Genomic DNA, 16,076 nt, shown 5'->3' with positions numbered 1-16,076 from the left:
GGAACTTCTTGAAGACAAATTGCCTTAAAAAGAGAAAATCCTGATAATAAGAATTATCAGGATTTCTAAGTACCCAGAGCCGGTACAAGCCATAGAAATCATAGGAAAATAAAAGAATTTATCTTCCTTATTATCAGCAACTTGAATATTTCCTATTTTCTCTATTTTTGCCATATTTTGCCCATTTTCCGTTATTCAGTACACTTTTAGTACACTTTGAAATATCATTTTCTTTTGTACCTTTGCAATATCGGAAAACAAAAGAAAATCAACTATTTAGCGTAATCACCCGGTTATGGTACCTAAATCGGGATAAAACCTCTAAACAATGGCAAAGTTAGAAAATAAAACGAAAGAAAACCCCAAATTAGAGCAAAATAAGCTCTCGGATGGTAGAATCAGCCTTTACTTAGAGTATTATTTAGGTAGAGAGGAAAAGCCCGTATTAGATGAAAACGGCAATCAAGTGTACTATGATAGTGGAAAGATGCAAGGTAAGCCCAAGTTTGCAGTAAAGCATAACAGGCGAAAAGAAAACCTTAGTCTGTATCTGATAGATAAGCCCCGTACCCCTGCGGAACGCCAGCAGAACAAAGAAACATTGGAGCTTGCCACAAAGATACGTGCGGAGCGTGAGCAAAAATTTAAAGAAAGTATGTTGGGCTATCGGTTGAAAAAAGATAGAACGGTCAATTTCTTAGACTATTTCCAAGCCTATATCAACAGTTATACCAAGAAAGATATTCGCATGGTACAAATTGCGCTTAGCCGTTTTAAGGACTTCTTAAAAGAGCAATACCCCATGAATGAGTTTAGTATCAAACCGGAACTTATCACCAAAGAAATGATGGAGCAGTTTGTAGCCTATTTGCAATCCCGAAGTGTGGGTGAAGGTGCTAAAAGCATTTACCAGCGTTTCAAGAAAGTTATTCGATATGCGATTGACCACGATGTAATGTTGAAAGACCCATGTAAAAGTGTTACCTGTAAAGTGGATAGCCAAATGCTTCGAAAAGATGTTCTTTCTCCCGAAGAAATACAAAAGTTGGCGGCTTGCCATTATGACAACGAGAACCCGAATGTCAGACGGGCTTTTATCTTCTGTTTATACAGTGGTTTGCGTTTCTGTGATGTAAAAGACCTTACCTACAAAAATGTAGATTACGCTAATCGGTTATTAAAGTTTGAGCAAAGCAAGACAAAGGGACATTCTGCCAGTAGTGGCGTGGTTATTCCTCTGAATGACGGTCTATTGTCTATCATTGGTGAAGCCCCGGCAGATAAAAACTGTTTGATATTCGATTTGCCTACTTATGAAAGCTGCTGCAAGTCAGTAAAACGCTGGGTAAAGAGAGCCGGGATAGATAAACATATAAGCTGGCACCTTTCAAGACATTACGAATTGTCTTTATCGCTGAAATTGAATAGTTTGCAAAGATTCGTTTCTTAATGGGTAACGATTTAGAAACGAGCGAAGTTCTGTATTTTACCTCGTCTTGCATTAAATCAAAAGAACGCTTTTCCTAAATGCAAAGATAATATTATTTTTTGAAAAACACACTTTCTCGAATAACCAAATTCAGCGAATTACAGGCTATGGTTGCTCAAATTTATATTTCAATCCATATTCTTCCAGTTTGCTGTACAGTGTTGTACGTCCTATTCCGAGCAATTCAGCGGCAACCTTGCGGTTCCCGTTTGCCTGCTTTAACGCACGTAAAATCCGTTCCTTATCCTCTGTGTCATTGCGCAGTGCGAAGCTGACAGGTGAGTTAGGTTTTGTTACGACAAGTTCCAGATGTTCTTTCGTGACAAGTCCCGTCTGTGCCTGCAACACTGCACCCATGATTTTCTGCCGAAGCTCGCGCACGTTGCCCGGCCATGAATGGGTCAGCAACGCTTTCCGTGCTTCGGAGCTGAATCCGCTAACCTTGCATTCCAATTCATTATTGGCAATCTCGCGGAAGAACTCCGCCAACGGCATGATGTCCTCCTGACAGTCACGCAACGGCGGTACGGTTATCTCGAAGTCGTGCAGACGGTACAGTAAGTCCTGACGGAATCGCTTTTCATTGACCGCCTTTTCCAGATTCTCGTTGGTGGCAGCGATAATACGGACGTTGAAACTTCTATCCGTTTTATCACCAACGGGACGGTATCGTCGCTCTTGTATGGCACGCAGAAGCATCTGCTGGGTTTCCGGTGCAAGGTTGCCCACCTCGTCCAAAAACAGCGTGCCGCCTTCGGCTTCATGGAAATATCCTTTCTTGGCACTGTCCGCACCGGTGAATGCGCCTTTGACGTGTCCGAAAAATGCCGATGGAGCAAGCTCTTTGTTTAACGATCCGCAGTCCACAGGCACAAACGGTTTGCCAAAACGCTTGCTTTTGTCATGCAGATGGTGGGCTATATGCTCCTTGCCCGTGCCATTCTCTCCGAATATCAGTACGCTCATGTCAGTTGGTGCTACCAGCCTTATCCGGTGCATGATTTTCCGGAAGGCGGAACCGTCACGGGCAAAGACGGGCATACGGCTCCGTCCGACATTGCGTTCTTTCAATATGATGCGGAGTAATGGGACAAGTTTGTCCTCCACAAGCTGTTTGGGTATATAATCCAACGAGCCGAGTTTCATACTTTCCACAGCCGTATGCACTTCGGCATAGTCGGTCATAATGATGAACGGCTGCGTCATGCCTTCCTTGCGCATCCAACGCAGCAGGTCGATACCGTTGCCGTCAGGTAAGCGAAGGTCTGAAACCACTATGTCATCGCCAGCGGCTTGTTGCAGATGTTTCTTCGCTGTCGAGAGGCGGAAAGCCTGCACTGTACGGAATCCCTCACGTGCCAGCAGGTTGCAGACAAATTCGCAATACACGATATTATCTTCCACCACGATGATTTTTGTTTTATCCATTGTTGTATTTTCTCCTTTCTTCTTTTGCCTGTTGGATTATCTCCGAACCCTTATCCAATACAGCAGTCACGGCTTTGTTCAATGCTTCATAGTCAGGAGCGGCACTTCCATGAAGCTGTTTATAAAGTTCCCTTAATGGCAGGTCAGCGCGAAGTATCTCCCACGAACTACGCAGGTGGTGTGTAAGGGCATCCAGTTCTTGAAGGTCTTTCCGCCGTTCCGCATCCCTGATTGCCAGCATTTCCTTTTCGGTTTCCGTTATCAGTTTATCCAGCATGACGGATTCATTGCCGTAGGATAATAGGGAGGTGAAATCCGGTTTTTCGATTTGCTCCATTTTCATGGCGCATTTGTCGGAAACCTCCATCAGCTCCGATATGGAGAACGGTTTGAGCAGGCAATCGGCAAATCCACGTTCCATAAGCTCCTCCTTGCTGCAACTGCCCGAAGCGGTTGTCACGACAACAGGAATAGTTCTTGAATTGCCGATGTTGGAGGTGCGCAGAAGTTCCAGCAGCTCGAAGCCGTTTATATCCGGCATGTTCAAATCGGTCAGAAGCAGACTGTATTCTTTTCGGCGTAGCATTTCCATCAGTTCCGCAGCATCAGTGCAAGTGTCGCAATGTATCCTTTCCTGTGCATACATTTCTTTCAGCATCAGGAGCAAAACTTCGTCATTATCTATGGCAATTACGTCATGGTATGCTTCATTGTGACGAACAGAACTTGAATTGAACTGTTCCGGCAGTTCCTCGGCTGTCTGCATGAAGATTTCCACCGTGAAACGGCTGCCCTTGCCTTTCTCGCTCTCCAGTCGGATTGTGCCGCCAAGCATTGCCACGATACGCTCCACAATGGAAAGACCTAATCCGAAGCCGTCCTTTGCAGCAGCGTTTGACAGACGTTCAAACGCACCGAACACACGTTGCTGTTCCTCTTCGGTCATACCCGTACCCGTATCTTTGACGATAAGTGTCAGCGTATCGTTATTATAATCCATTGTCAGAGAAACGCTACCATTCTTCGTGAATTTGATGGCGTTTGACAGTAGATTATTTCCGATTTGCAGGATACGTTCTTTATCTGTCCGGACGAGGGCATCCTTGTGGCAATGTATTGTCAGAGCCAATCCCTTGTTCATGGCGATTGGCATAAACTCCGTTTCGAGCGTGTGAATGATTGCGGAAATCCTGCACGGAGAAATGTTCGACTGTTCCTTGCCGTTATCCAGACGGAAAAAACTCAATAGGATGTTGAGCATTTCACGCATACGGTCGGAGGACTGCTGAATATTTTGGATATAACCCCCGATTTTATCCGTATTATAATCTTTCCGCATCAGTCCGGCATAGCCCGTGATTGCCGTCAGCGGAGTGCGCAGTTCATGGGTAATGGTATGCACGGCTTTCTTGCGGGAGGCTATCAGTGCCTCGTTCTGTTCAACAGACTGTTTCAACTGTTCTATTAAATCCGCAGTTTCTCGTTTGTATCGTTTGATACGGGTGATATTTCGGTGGATAATTATGTAAGAGATTATCAATAACAACACAACGAATCCTGTCAAGCCACCTATCTGAATAAAAGACCTTTCACGCATGGCGGCTATTTCCGCTTCCCGTTTCTGTAAGTCTGCTTGAACTTTCTCGTCTATTTGAACTACCAGTCCTTGCAGTTGTCTGTTGAGTTCCGCATTTCGTGCAGCAAGGCTATCGGCGTGTTCCGACAAACGGCGACTTTGTGCCTGTTGTTCAGCTATCATATTCCGATTAAGGGAACGGAGCATCGCAGTTGTCGCAGTTGGTTTCGCTTCTTCCTTTTTGCCAAAGATGCCCAAGAAACCCTTGCGCTTGGACTTCTTGGGCTGTTCCTGCACACTCTTCTGCACGATTACAGGTATTTGGCTGGTTATCTTATCGTTGATGACTTGTTGCTGTTCAAGTACTTGAACGATTTGGCGCATCTGTCGCTCCTTATTTTCAAGAAGACGCCGTACACTGTCTATACGCTCCGCAGGATAGGTAACCTTGAAACGGCAGAGCATACTGTCTATTGACATACGCCGGGCATGGTAAAGTCCTAAATCTTCATCATCCCATTCCAATATCGTTTCACCCAAAAGAGAAAACTCTATCAGTTGAATATGGATATTGTTTATGTCTTTTCGGAATTCGTCAATCTGACGGTTATCAGATTCTAATGCCTCCACTTCTTGCCATTCGCCATGCCAAATATAAGCGATACATCCGATTAACAATGCCATCAGCAAATAGCCAAAAGCAATTAGTTTCTGGACATATTTCATATAATTCTAATGTTATTATGATTTATTCTTTCTTTTAACAGTAACTATACTCACCAATTAGAATATCTGATTATTAACATAGCAACAACGAAACTGCACGGTTATAAGAAAAATAATTTCTCGACTCTAATAGACATGGGCTGTTCGGAATATTCTCCGAACAGCCTATTCTCCGCTTTAAAGTGAATATATAGAAAAATAGTATGATGGTTTTCTACTTTTGTCCACCACCTAACGCTTGGTAAAGATTAATCAAACTTTGTATCTCAGTAAACTGATTGGTTGTTTGTGCCAGTTGCGCATCAAGCAATGCTTGTCGGGCTGTAAGCACTTCCAAATAGTTGACAGTACCATGTTGCATAAGCAAAGACGTACTTTCCATTGCTTTCTGTAAAGAATTTATTTGATTATTGAACAACAATGTCTTACTCTTACTTGTTTGATAGGCCTTTAAAGCATTATTTACTTCATTACCAGCGTTCAACAGAGATTGTCGAAAGGCAAGAACTGCTTCTTCTTGTTGCGCTTTAGCAATACGATATTGGGCAATAACTTGACCGCGATTGAACAATGGTTGTATGAGTGAACCTACTGCCGATGCAAGAAATTTAGCTGGATTAATAATCAGACTTCCTGCCGAATTTGTCCAACCTGCATTTCCACTCAACGTGATAGAAGGATAGAAAGCAGAGCGAGCTTGATTAGTCCCATAGAAAGCAGCCTCTAATGCCCGTTCTGTAGATCGAACATCCGGACGATTAGCCAGTATTTGCATAGGAACTCCTACTGAAAATATCTCAGGAAAATGCTGTGCAGACAATTTTCCTCTGCCATAGTGTTGAGGAGTTTCTGCCAACAAGAGCGCAAGGCTGTTTTCAGTCTGATTAATTTGTTCTTGCAAACTTAGGACGGATGTCTGCACATTGTAGTATGCTGCTTCCATTTGTGCCACTCCGGCTTCATTATATTGTCCGGCGTCCATCAATGCCCGGGCTGTCTTTACCGTTTCCTCCCATGCTGCTTCTGTCTTATTTGCCAAAGCCAATTGTTCGTCCAGCATCAGTAACGTATAATACGTATTGGCAATACTTGCAATCAATTTTGTACGAACCGCCATCTTGTAATCTTGACTCTGGGCGTACAAAGCTTTGGACTGTTGTTTTGCATTACGTAGCTTACCAAAGATGTCTATTTCCCAACTGGCAGTAACAGGCAGGCTATATGTCTGAGTAGCTTTGGTTTTATCAAAACTGCTTATTGAGCCTTGCGGTGCGAGGGCAAAGGACGGTAAAAAAGCAAGTTTGGCAGAAAGTAAAGTCGCCTCAGCTTCTTCTACACGTAGCTGTGCTGACAGATAGTCTGCATTATTCTGCAATCCCTTTTCAATAAGCCTTTGTAAGGTAGAATCGGCAAAGAGATCTTTCCAATCTAAACAACCTAAATTGGTTGTATCATTATTATTTACAGATACTCCCTCTCCATACAGGTTGTCGGGGACGGTCGTCGTTGGTTGATATTTTTTATATATTCCACAACTACTCAATAAAATAGTTGCAGTTACCGATAATATTATTTTCCTCATGCTGTATCTTCGTTTATTTCGATTTTCCATTTTGATTAAAAGAACTACGTTCTGCATAGCTTCTTTCTTTTTCGAGTAATACCTGAACATCAGCTTCCTCCTCTAAAGGTTTGCGTATCTTCTCTTGCAAATACTCGAATGCAATATAAAATACTGGTACTACAAAGAGCAAAGCCAAAGTGCCGATAGCCATACCACCCACAACACCTGTTCCCAGTGAAGAATTGCCATTTGCCCCAGCTCCGGTAGCAAACATGAGTGGAAGCATACCGAATATCATGGTTAATACCGTCATCAGAATCGGACGTAAACGAACCTGTGCGGCATTGTAAGCAGACTCGATTATGCCCATTCCTTTACGCCGCCGTTCAACAGCGTATTCCGTAATTAGAATAGCAGTCTTTGCAAGCAGACCTATCAACATGATGACTCCGGTTTGCAAATAAATGTTGTTTTCCAATCCAAAAATACGAGCGAACAAGAATGAACCCATCAGACCGAATGGAACAGACAGAATAACCGCAAATGGTATCAAAAAACTTTCATAAAGACAGACCAAAATCAGATAAATAAACAAGATGCATACAGCATAAATAAATGCGGTTTTTCCACCTCCATTGCTCGCCTCTTCGCGCGACATTCCACTATACTCATAATCATAGCCTGATGGTAATGTCTGCATGGCTACTTCTTTAATAACCTTTTGGACTTCCCCTGAAGAATATCCTATTGCAGGGTTTACGCTTGCAGCAATGGAGCTGTAAAGATTAAAGCGGTTAGCAACTTCTGGTCCAAGTACTTTTTTCAATGTAACGAACTGACTGATTGGAGCCATTTCCGTACCATTTCTCACGAACATATTATTTAAAGCATGTTCATCCAATCTATAATCCGGTGCCGCCTGCATCATTACACGATATACCTTGCCAAACTGGTTGTAGTTACTGATATAAGCGCCTCCACAATAACTTCCTAATACATCCAGTACCGCTGTAGGAAAAATACCCGCTCGTTTGCATTTTGCCGCATCTATATCAACTGCAATCTGTGGAAAATTCATGGCATAGGAAGTATAAGCCATATCAACTTCCGGTCGTTCATTTAATGCGCCGAGAAAACGCATGACGGAATTGTAAAATGTCGCCATATCACCACCGGTTTTATCTTGCAGATTAAGTTCAATGGAATTACCCATACCATATCCCGGAATCATCCCCGGTTCAAAGCTGAACACTTGAGCATCCTTAATGGCATAGAATTGTTCATTCATGCGAGCGATTACTGCGGCTGAAGAATGTTCGCTACCCTTCCTTTCATCCCAATCTTTCAGACGAATAATCATCATACCGTAGGATGTTCCTTGACCTGACATAAAGCCATATCCGGCTACATGCGCATAATGTTCTACTTCAGGGGTGTTATCTACAATACCTCGCAATTTGTCCATTACTTTGTTAGTTTCTTCCAATGTACTTCCGGGAGATGTGGCTACGTTTACCATAATAACACTTTGGTCTTCTTGTGGCACAAGACCAGTCTTCGTAGTACTCATAAAATAAACAAGTAATACGATGGAAACAACCAGCGAAGTCCATACCAGCCAACGATGGCGAATGAAGAACAACACTCCTCGCTTATATTTGCCCAATACGGCATTAAATGAAGCGTTGTATGCCGCCCGTACCCGGCCATTGATACTTGTCGCACTCTTTGTTCCATCAGATGGCCGCATCATAATGGCACAAAGGGCAGGACAAAGAATCAATGCGGAAATCATGGAAATACCTACCGATGTAGCCATTGTGATACCAAATTGGGTATAAAAGATACCGGATGTACCTCCCATAAAAGTTACCGGTACAAACACCGCCATAAAAACGCAAGTACAAGAAATAATAGCCATAGTTACATCGCCCATCGCATCTTTGGTTGCCAAATAAGATGATTTGTATCCTGCATCAAATTTGGCTTGTACGGCTTCAACTACAACAATGGCATCATCTACCACCGTACCAATGGCAAGCACTAAAGCAAATAGCGTAAGAATGTTGATACTGAATCCTGCTGCGACCAAACAAGCAAATGTTCCAACCAATGAAACAATAATAGAAATCGAAGGTATCAGTGTACTTTTAAAATCTTGTAGAAAAAAGTAAACTACCAGAACAACCAATAATATAGCAATGATTAATGTTTCAACCACATTATGGATAGACGCAAAAAGAAAATCATTGGAACTCATCATATTGATAAATTCTACACCTTCGGGTAAACTCTTGCTCATTTCGTCCATTCTTTCCTTAATGTTCTTATTTACCTCTGTCGCATTGGAACCCGCAGTTTGATGAATCATGAATGTCACAGCTGCTTTGTCATCCATTCCACTTCTGAAACTGTATGACAAAGTGCCTAATTCGACATCAGCCACATCGCTAAGACGTAGAACCGAACCGTCTTCTCTTGCTCTGACAACAGTATTCTTGAATTCGTCCACACTCTTCAATCTTCCACGATACTTCATCGTTAACTGAAAGACATTCTTCGAGTTTTCTCCCAATGAACCTGTAGGAGCTTCTATATTTTGTTCACCTAAGATAGCAGTAATATCTGATGGCTCAAGTCCATATTGTGCCATTCGTTCAGGATTTAGCCATATTCGCATACTATAGGTATCGCCCAACATCATTACGTCCCCAACACCACTGACACGCTTGATTTGTGGAATTACGTTGATATCCAGATAATTTCCAAGGAATGTCTGGTCGTAACGTCCATTCGTACAAGCTAACGCATTAATTTGAAGGAAGCTGGTCTGTTGTTTTTCGGTGGCAACACCAATTTTTGTAACTTCCGCTGGTAACAAACCTTGAGCTTTAGATACCCTGTTTTGCACATTTACTGCGGCCATGTCAGGGTCTGTACCTTGTTTAAAATACACTTGTATTGTTGCAGAGCCGGAATTGGTTGCTGATGATGTGATGTATGTCATATTTTCCACACCATTAATACTCTCTTCTAATGGCATTATCACACTATTCATTACAGATTCTGCATCAGCACCAGTATAATTGGCTGTCACATAAACCGTAGGAGGCGCAATGTCAGGATATTGTTCCACAGGTAATGAGAAGAGAGAAATAAATCCAATCGCCAATATCAATATGGATATGGCAATAGACATTGCCGGTCGTTTGATAAATATATTTCCTTTCATACTATTCTATAATTTTCCAGCAAATGGTTATTTGACTTGCATACCTTCTCGCAACAACCCAGCTCCCTCTGATACAATCTCATCCCCTATTTTTAATCCGCCAAGTACCACGTATTCACGTCCATCATTGATAGAAGCAACAGTTATAATTGAGGAAACAGCTTTTCCATCCACTATTTTATAAACCAAGGTCTTGTCTTGCATCTGCACAGTAGCTCCTTGTGGAATCACAATACATTCATGATAAGAACTGGGTATTAATATTGTACCTGATGCTCCACTATGGAGTATTCGCGCTTCGTTGGGAAATACCGCACGCACTACGACTGTTCCTGTTTGACGATCAATGACACCGCTAATGGATTCTATTTTACCTTTCTTTTCATATATGGAGTTATCATTCAATTTCAATTCCACTTCCGGCATATTTTTCAGAGTTTCTTCCATGCTTCCATACTGTCGGGTCAGGGCAAGTAATTGGTTTTCGTTCATGGAAAAATAAACATACATGTCTGAATTGTCACTGACCGTTGTTAATGATTGGGACAAACCGGGACTTACCAATGCTCCTACCCGAAAAGGCAATGCTCCTACCACACCATCACTGGGACTTTTGATTTGCGTATATGAAAGACTATTTCGGGCATTTATCTCTTGTGCTTCAGCCTGTGCCAATTGTGCTTTGGCAGTCAGATAATTGTTTTCCGCAGTTTTCAAACTAAATTCAGATACGACTTTCTTTGTGTAAAGTTCTTTTTGACTATTATAAGTGAGTTGGGCTGTTCCCAATGCTGCACGTGCAGCTTCAACATTGGCTATTGCCGTTTTAAGAGCGGCTTGATAGGGTACTGGGTCAATTGTAAAAAGCAATTGTCCACGTCGTACTACTTCTCCTTCCTTGACACACAATTTCTCAATTGTTCCGGAAATTTGTGGTAAGATTTCAATATCCTGCCGTCCACGGATGGTTGCTGAATAGGAAGAAGTCAAGACCTTTTCCGCAGTTCCCACTTTCATGGTAGAATAAGAAGACTGGATTTCGCTCTCCGTTGTTTGTTTGCAAGATGCAAACAACATTGTGCAACCAATGAATGTCATCAATTGCACCCACTTTTGGTTTCTTGTCATCATACTTATTATTGTCATATTTTAAAATGGATGACAAAAGTAGGCAAATGGGGACAGATGCTGATGTCCTGTTCATTGTCATAAGCGTCCTATTTTTCTTTTCATTGTCCAATTATATAAGAAAAGGATATAAAATAGGAATAATCGAACATCCTTTTTTTCTCCACAATCATTACCTTTGCATAAAAATTATAGATAAAATGGATGAAAAGGAAATTAAGACCATCTATATAGAAGATTTTAAAAAGAATAAAGAGAAGGCAATTTATGTTGACGATGATTTTGTAATCATAGACACATGGACAGGAATTCCCGATATTGAAGATTCTGTTAAGTTGGGATGTTTTCTTGTAGCACTATGTTTGGAAGGTAGTGTTCAATTGGAAGTTGATAATAGAAGATGCTTGTTACAAGCAGGTGATTTATTATTAGGGCAACCGGGAGCTATAATCCAGCATACTATGATAACGCCAAATAATAGAATCAGCCTTGTCGGTTTCTCCTCTTCCTTTTTACAACAAACTGTAAAAATTGGTAAAGAAATATGGGATACGACAGTGCATATTTACAATAATCCTGTGAAGCCAGCAGACGAAAAAAATAGCAATCTAAAACTTTTCAAAGCGTATAAGGAAATGATTCTGACAAGAATCAATGAGGAACCTCATCGTTATAATAATGAAGTAATACGTCATCTGTTTACAGCCTTATTCTGTGACTTGATAGGAATCCTTGGAAAAAGTTCCTGTCACCAACGAAAGGATGGTGAAACTCAAGAAAATGGAATCAGACAAGCTGACTACATCTTATACCAGTTTATGGAATTGTTGTCACAAGATGATGGTTCTCACCGTTCTGTAAAATATTATGCAGATATACTTTGTTATAGTCCTAAATATCTGTCCACCTGTATAAAAATGGCAAGTGGTCGCACTGCATTGGATCTGATTAATGAGAATGTCATCGAACGTATCAAATACCGGTTAATGCACTCAGACAAGTCAATCAAGGAGCTTGCCATAGAATTTGATTTCCCGAATCCCTCTTTTTTTGGCAAATATGTGAAAGCAAAACTGGGAATATCGCCTGCCAATTACCGAAATATAAAAGAATAAGGATAAAATAAAGCCATAAGTTGGATATTTTTTGAGGAATTCAACTTATGTGTCACACCCGATTATCTCAATAAACTAATGCAAACACATAGAAATTGCTCCGAAGGAATTGATAGACACCTATTTGATAAATGAAATAAAAAATATGCTTGTTAATACTTCATTACCAATAAAGGAGATCTCAGCTGAACTCAACTTTGAAGACCCGCCATATCTTGCATGTTTCTTTCGCCGTAATACAGGTATGTCTCCTCTTGAATATCGTAAAAAGAACCAAATGTAAGTCTGTTCTTTATCGTTGGAGGAGTTTCTTCAATAAAACTGAAGATAAGTTTGGCTACAATGAAATCTTTGTACTTATAAGTCATACGAGGCTGTCAATGTCAGCAAGTTCTGACTTCAACTGTTTCAGTTCGTCTTCCTTATGACACAGATACCGCAGGTTTGAGAGGCTTCCCGACTTCGGAGGGCAAGCCCGCCCCCTGCAAGGACAAGTGCTTTTCTTGGCTGCTCAAAACGTTTTGAGCGGCTGAAAAGACATCTTGCTGTGTCTTTGAGGACACAAGAATCCTCCGCTTGTCGGATTGGGAAAACACCTTTCAAACTCCAAGTCGTTTCATCCGGGTATTCCTCACTGTTCGGGTGCAAAGTTACGCCCTTAACACGGTATCGGACAGTGGTTTGAACCGGACAATGGCTGCCTATCGACGCAATATGCAGCCACTTATCGAAATGCAGATTCAATCATTTCCTTATTTAGTCAAACAATGATTCAAAAGCTGAAAGATCTGAGTACATGAGAATAGAGAAGTTCAAATACTTATCAAAAGGATTTGTTGAATACCTGCCAAAACGAGTATTGAGGAAAATCAAACAATGGTTGTCTGACAATTTGATGATACATTGATTTAATGATTTCATGATGTAATGTTGTCACTCTCCAAACGACCAAAACTTTGTTTCACCACACAACTATTATATAGAGAACTATTAAATAAGCGGATTGGGAAATAGTCAGCCTTTCTGTTTGAACAGCATTCATGCAAAAAGAACCGTTTCTGTATGATACCCACGGACAATGGCTACCGTATCGGCGCAACACGCTGCCACTTTCGGCAAATCCATTGCAGAGCAGCAGATTATATATTCCTTTGCGGCAAAAGAAACAATACCAACTAAAAGAAAGACAATATGGAAATCGTATCAATCGAAAGAAAGACCTTTGAGGCGATGGTCGCCAAGTTCGACCGCTTCGTCCGCCGTATGGATGCCATCTGCCATCGGCACGGGGAAAAGAGAATGAGCGAGTGGATGGACAATCAGGACGTGTGCCGGATGCTCAACATCAGCCCACGAACATTGCAGACGCTTCGTGATAACGGCATATTGGCTTACTCGCAGATAAACCACAAGACCTACTACCGTCCCGAAGATGTGAAACGTATCGTCTCTATCGTGGAGGACAGGAGAAAAGAAGCAAGGTTCAAAGGCAGGACAATCTGATAACCGAATAGAGTAACAACAATAATTCCACTAAATCCAAAGTATGAACGAACTGATTAACAAAGACAACGAGTGGATAATCCACTTCATGGGCAGTCTTGACCGATTGCTTGACAATGTAGAGCATCTGACCGCCAACTACCGCCCGACACTGGGCGGCGAGCGTTTTTTCACCGACAAGGAGGTATCGGCACGGCTGAAAGTAAGCCGCCGGACACTTCAAGACTACCGTAACGAAGGGCGCATAGCCTATATCCAGTTGGGCGGTAAAATCCTCTACCGTGAATCCGACATCGATAGGATGCTGAATGACGGCTACCGCTCCGCCTACCGACTGATAGGCACATGATTTTCTTGAAGGAGCGCAGTTTGCCGTCTGCCCTGTGATTGCGTCAGCAATGGATTTTCGGCAAAAAAAGAAACGGCTTACGGATGAAGCATCAATATTCCACTTCGTCTGTAAGCCGTTCCCCTATATTTTCGGATTTCCCGCCAGTCGCTTGTTTCCGTTGCCGGATGCTTTTTCAAGCGTGTGGCAAGCAGCGGCAAGGTTTTCGGGCTGAATACGCTCAAACTTGTTTGAGGAAGATTCTGCCCGAAACGGCTTTGCCGCCTGACCTTGCGACTGCCATACAAGCCACACGCCACCTTTGCATCCGACATCGGGGACAAGTGGCTGGCGGAATGAACTTCAGCTATACCATCGGTTGTTACCCCTGCCACAGGAAACAAACAACGTAACAGGTGTCTCTTTCTTGGGCGAATTCATTTTGCTCATTACAAACCGTCTGAACAAGACACTTCCTCTACTGCATATCCTGAATGCAACGGCTATGACCATTTCAAGGCTGTAAACGTCATAACTGATGCCGTCCGGTTGCCTGACATATCGCATTGTATCGGCTTCATTCAGTTCCTTGTCCTTGTAGATTGCCCGTATCGCCTTGCGGACATCGCAGGAAAACACCCCGAACAGGTCGGCAATCTCAAATTGCGTCATCCACACGGGTGCGGTCGGCATGATGACCGCACCCGTGTCACTGATTGTTATTATACCTCTGCTCATAATTCCTTTATTTTATGATGATTATTTGCTATTTCTTCTTTTCGCCAGCCGATACTTTCTTTCTCCGTTCCATCAATTTATCCATGTCCTTGGATATTTTATCATCGGTTATCCGTGCATACCCCTGTGTCGTCCGGATATTGGAGTGCCCCATCATCTTGGCGATGCTCTCAATCGGGATATCCGCTGAAATCAGGAACGTTCCGAAACTGTGCCGACTTTGATGATAGGTCAAGTTTTCCTCTTTTCCTATGGTTATTCCCAACTCGTGAACCTCAAACCACAGGGCATCACGGTTGGGAAGAGGAAACACGGGCTTCTCGTCATCGGTCGTGTTGTACAGCGACAATATCCGCTCAGCTATGGGGTGTAATGGTATGAACGCCTCCACCTTTGTCTTTTTCCGGTTGATGCGGATGTACCGTCTGCCGTCCGCATTCGTTCCGATGTGGTGAGGATGCAAAAGCATTATGTCCGCATACGCCAGCCCGGTAAAAATGGAAAATATGAAAGCCCGTCTTGCCAATTCCATACGCTTGTCATACATCGGTGTGGAAAGTATCTTCTTGAAATCCTCACGGCTGATGTACCTGTGCCTTGCTTCCGGCTTTGGCTCATACTCCAAGTCCTCACAGGGATTTACACGGAGAATCTCCTTATCGACTGCAAGGTACAACAGCCGGTTCAGCCAACGCAGGCAATGGTTGGTCTGGGAAACCCCGAAGTTCTTGCATTTCTTCAAGTGGGCTTTGTAGGACTTGCCGAAATCCTCCGTCACTTCTTCAAGAGGAATGTCCTTTTTACCGATGGACACTATAAAGTCCGTCAGGTACTTTTGGTAGTACATTGAAGCCCGATAGGAAGACGTGGAGTTTATTTCCTCGGAATGTTTCTTCAACCGCTCACGTTCCCATTCTCCCATTTGCAGGAGGGTGGTCGGGTGGATATTGTTCAAGGATATATGGTTTTTCAGCATCTCGGCACTGACCACACCTTGCGATTTCAGTATCTCATTGTAGGCTTCCTCCGTCAGTCGCAGATATTCCCGTAAGCGGTTGTTCTCCCTTACGGATTTAATCTCGTTTTTCTTGCTGTTCCATTCTTCCGGTCGGCAATATATACCTGTGCTTATGGCGGTCTGCTTTCCGTCAATGGTTATACGGCAGAGTATGGCGGTCGTACCGTCAGCCTTTACTTTGCTGCGGTTGATATAGGGCAAAAGTGAAAATGTGCTTCGCATATCGTTGTA

At 42.6% G+C, this 16,076-nt stretch carries 13 protein-coding genes and 1 pseudogene; 5 read left to right on the top strand and 9 right to left on the bottom strand.

The features are described from left to right. Window positions 1-24: 24 nt before the first annotated feature. Entirely contained in the window at window positions 25-174 is a 150-nt protein-coding gene (locus C1721_RS16160; protein ID WP_199830396.1) for a hypothetical protein, read from the bottom strand. Between the two features lie 154 nt (window positions 175-328). Here C1721_RS16160 and C1721_RS03910 point away from each other — a divergent pair. Further along, window positions 329-1,396: pseudogene (locus C1721_RS03910) on the top strand (site-specific integrase); the annotation flags it as partial. 198 nt (window positions 1,397-1,594) lie between these two features. Here C1721_RS03910 and C1721_RS03905 read toward each other — a convergent pair. The 5 genes from C1721_RS03905 to C1721_RS03885 form a co-directional block, all read right to left on the bottom strand. Next, window positions 1,595-2,917, bottom strand: a complete 1,323-nt coding sequence (locus C1721_RS03905; protein WP_102407239.1) for a sigma-54-dependent transcriptional regulator — start codon at window positions 2,915-2,917, stop codon at window positions 1,595-1,597. After that, complete coding sequence (locus C1721_RS03900; RefSeq protein ID WP_102407238.1) at window positions 2,910-5,219, bottom strand: hybrid sensor histidine kinase/response regulator; 2,310 nt, start codon at window positions 5,217-5,219, stop codon at window positions 2,910-2,912. The genes C1721_RS03905 and C1721_RS03900 overlap by 8 nt, the downstream gene beginning before the upstream one ends. Before the next feature lie 214 nt (window positions 5,220-5,433). Next, window positions 5,434-6,801, bottom strand: coding sequence for a TolC family protein (locus C1721_RS03895; RefSeq protein ID WP_102409226.1), 1,368 nt, complete (start codon window positions 6,799-6,801; stop codon window positions 5,434-5,436). Between the two features lie 13 nt (window positions 6,802-6,814). Then, window positions 6,815-10,015: an efflux RND transporter permease subunit gene (locus C1721_RS03890; protein ID WP_102407237.1), complete on the bottom strand. Its 3,201-nt coding sequence runs from the start codon at window positions 10,013-10,015 to the stop codon at window positions 6,815-6,817. Between the two features lie 27 nt (window positions 10,016-10,042). After that, window positions 10,043-11,146, bottom strand: coding sequence for an efflux RND transporter periplasmic adaptor subunit (locus C1721_RS03885; protein ID WP_102409225.1), 1,104 nt, complete (start codon window positions 11,144-11,146; stop codon window positions 10,043-10,045). A gap of 197 nt (window positions 11,147-11,343) precedes the next feature. On the opposite strand from C1721_RS03885, the gene C1721_RS03880 reads away from it, so the two are divergent. The 4 genes from C1721_RS03880 to C1721_RS03860 all read left to right on the top strand — a co-directional run bounded on the left by C1721_RS03880 (window position 11,344) and on the right by C1721_RS03860 (window position 14,110). Continuing rightward, window positions 11,344-12,258 carry an AraC family transcriptional regulator gene (locus C1721_RS03880; RefSeq protein ID WP_102409224.1) on the top strand — a complete coding sequence of 305 codons (915 nt, stop codon included), beginning with the start codon at window positions 11,344-11,346 and terminating at the stop codon, window positions 12,256-12,258. Window positions 12,259-12,346: 88 nt separating this feature from the next. Next, on the top strand, window positions 12,347-12,541 hold the full coding sequence (locus C1721_RS16500) for a helix-turn-helix domain-containing protein (RefSeq protein WP_102407236.1): 195 nt from the start codon (window positions 12,347-12,349) through the stop codon (window positions 12,539-12,541). Between the two features lie 908 nt (window positions 12,542-13,449). Beyond that, on the top strand, window positions 13,450-13,761 hold the full coding sequence (locus C1721_RS03865) for a helix-turn-helix domain-containing protein (RefSeq protein WP_102407234.1): 312 nt from the start codon (window positions 13,450-13,452) through the stop codon (window positions 13,759-13,761). 43 nt (window positions 13,762-13,804) lie between these two features. After that, window positions 13,805-14,110, top strand: a complete 306-nt coding sequence (locus tag C1721_RS03860) for a helix-turn-helix domain-containing protein (RefSeq protein WP_102407233.1) — start codon at window positions 13,805-13,807, stop codon at window positions 14,108-14,110. 77 nt (window positions 14,111-14,187) lie between these two features. On the opposite strand, the gene C1721_RS03855 is transcribed toward C1721_RS03860, so the two are convergent. From C1721_RS03855 to C1721_RS03845, 3 genes are read right to left on the bottom strand one after another with little or no spacing between them, the layout of a single operon-like run. Beyond that, window positions 14,188-14,484 (bottom strand): hypothetical protein, encoded by a 297-nt coding sequence (locus C1721_RS03855; RefSeq protein ID WP_234347288.1) that lies wholly within the window; start codon window positions 14,482-14,484, stop codon window positions 14,188-14,190. Further along, a complete protein-coding gene (locus tag C1721_RS03850; protein ID WP_102407232.1) occupies window positions 14,453-14,827 on the bottom strand; it encodes a virulence RhuM family protein in 375 nt (124 codons plus the stop codon). Before C1721_RS03850 ends, C1721_RS03855 begins: the two co-directional genes overlap by 32 nt. Window positions 14,828-14,855: 28 nt before the next feature. After that, a complete protein-coding gene (locus C1721_RS03845; RefSeq protein ID WP_102407231.1) occupies window positions 14,856-16,067 on the bottom strand; it encodes a site-specific integrase in 1,212 nt (403 codons plus the stop codon). Window positions 16,068-16,076 lie beyond the last annotated feature (9 nt).

It is taken from the genome of Parabacteroides bouchesdurhonensis, assembly GCF_900186615.1.
In the GTDB taxonomy this organism is placed as follows: domain Bacteria; phylum Bacteroidota; class Bacteroidia; order Bacteroidales; family Tannerellaceae; genus Parabacteroides; species Parabacteroides bouchesdurhonensis.
This window is presented reverse-complemented; position numbering and strand designations above follow the sequence as displayed.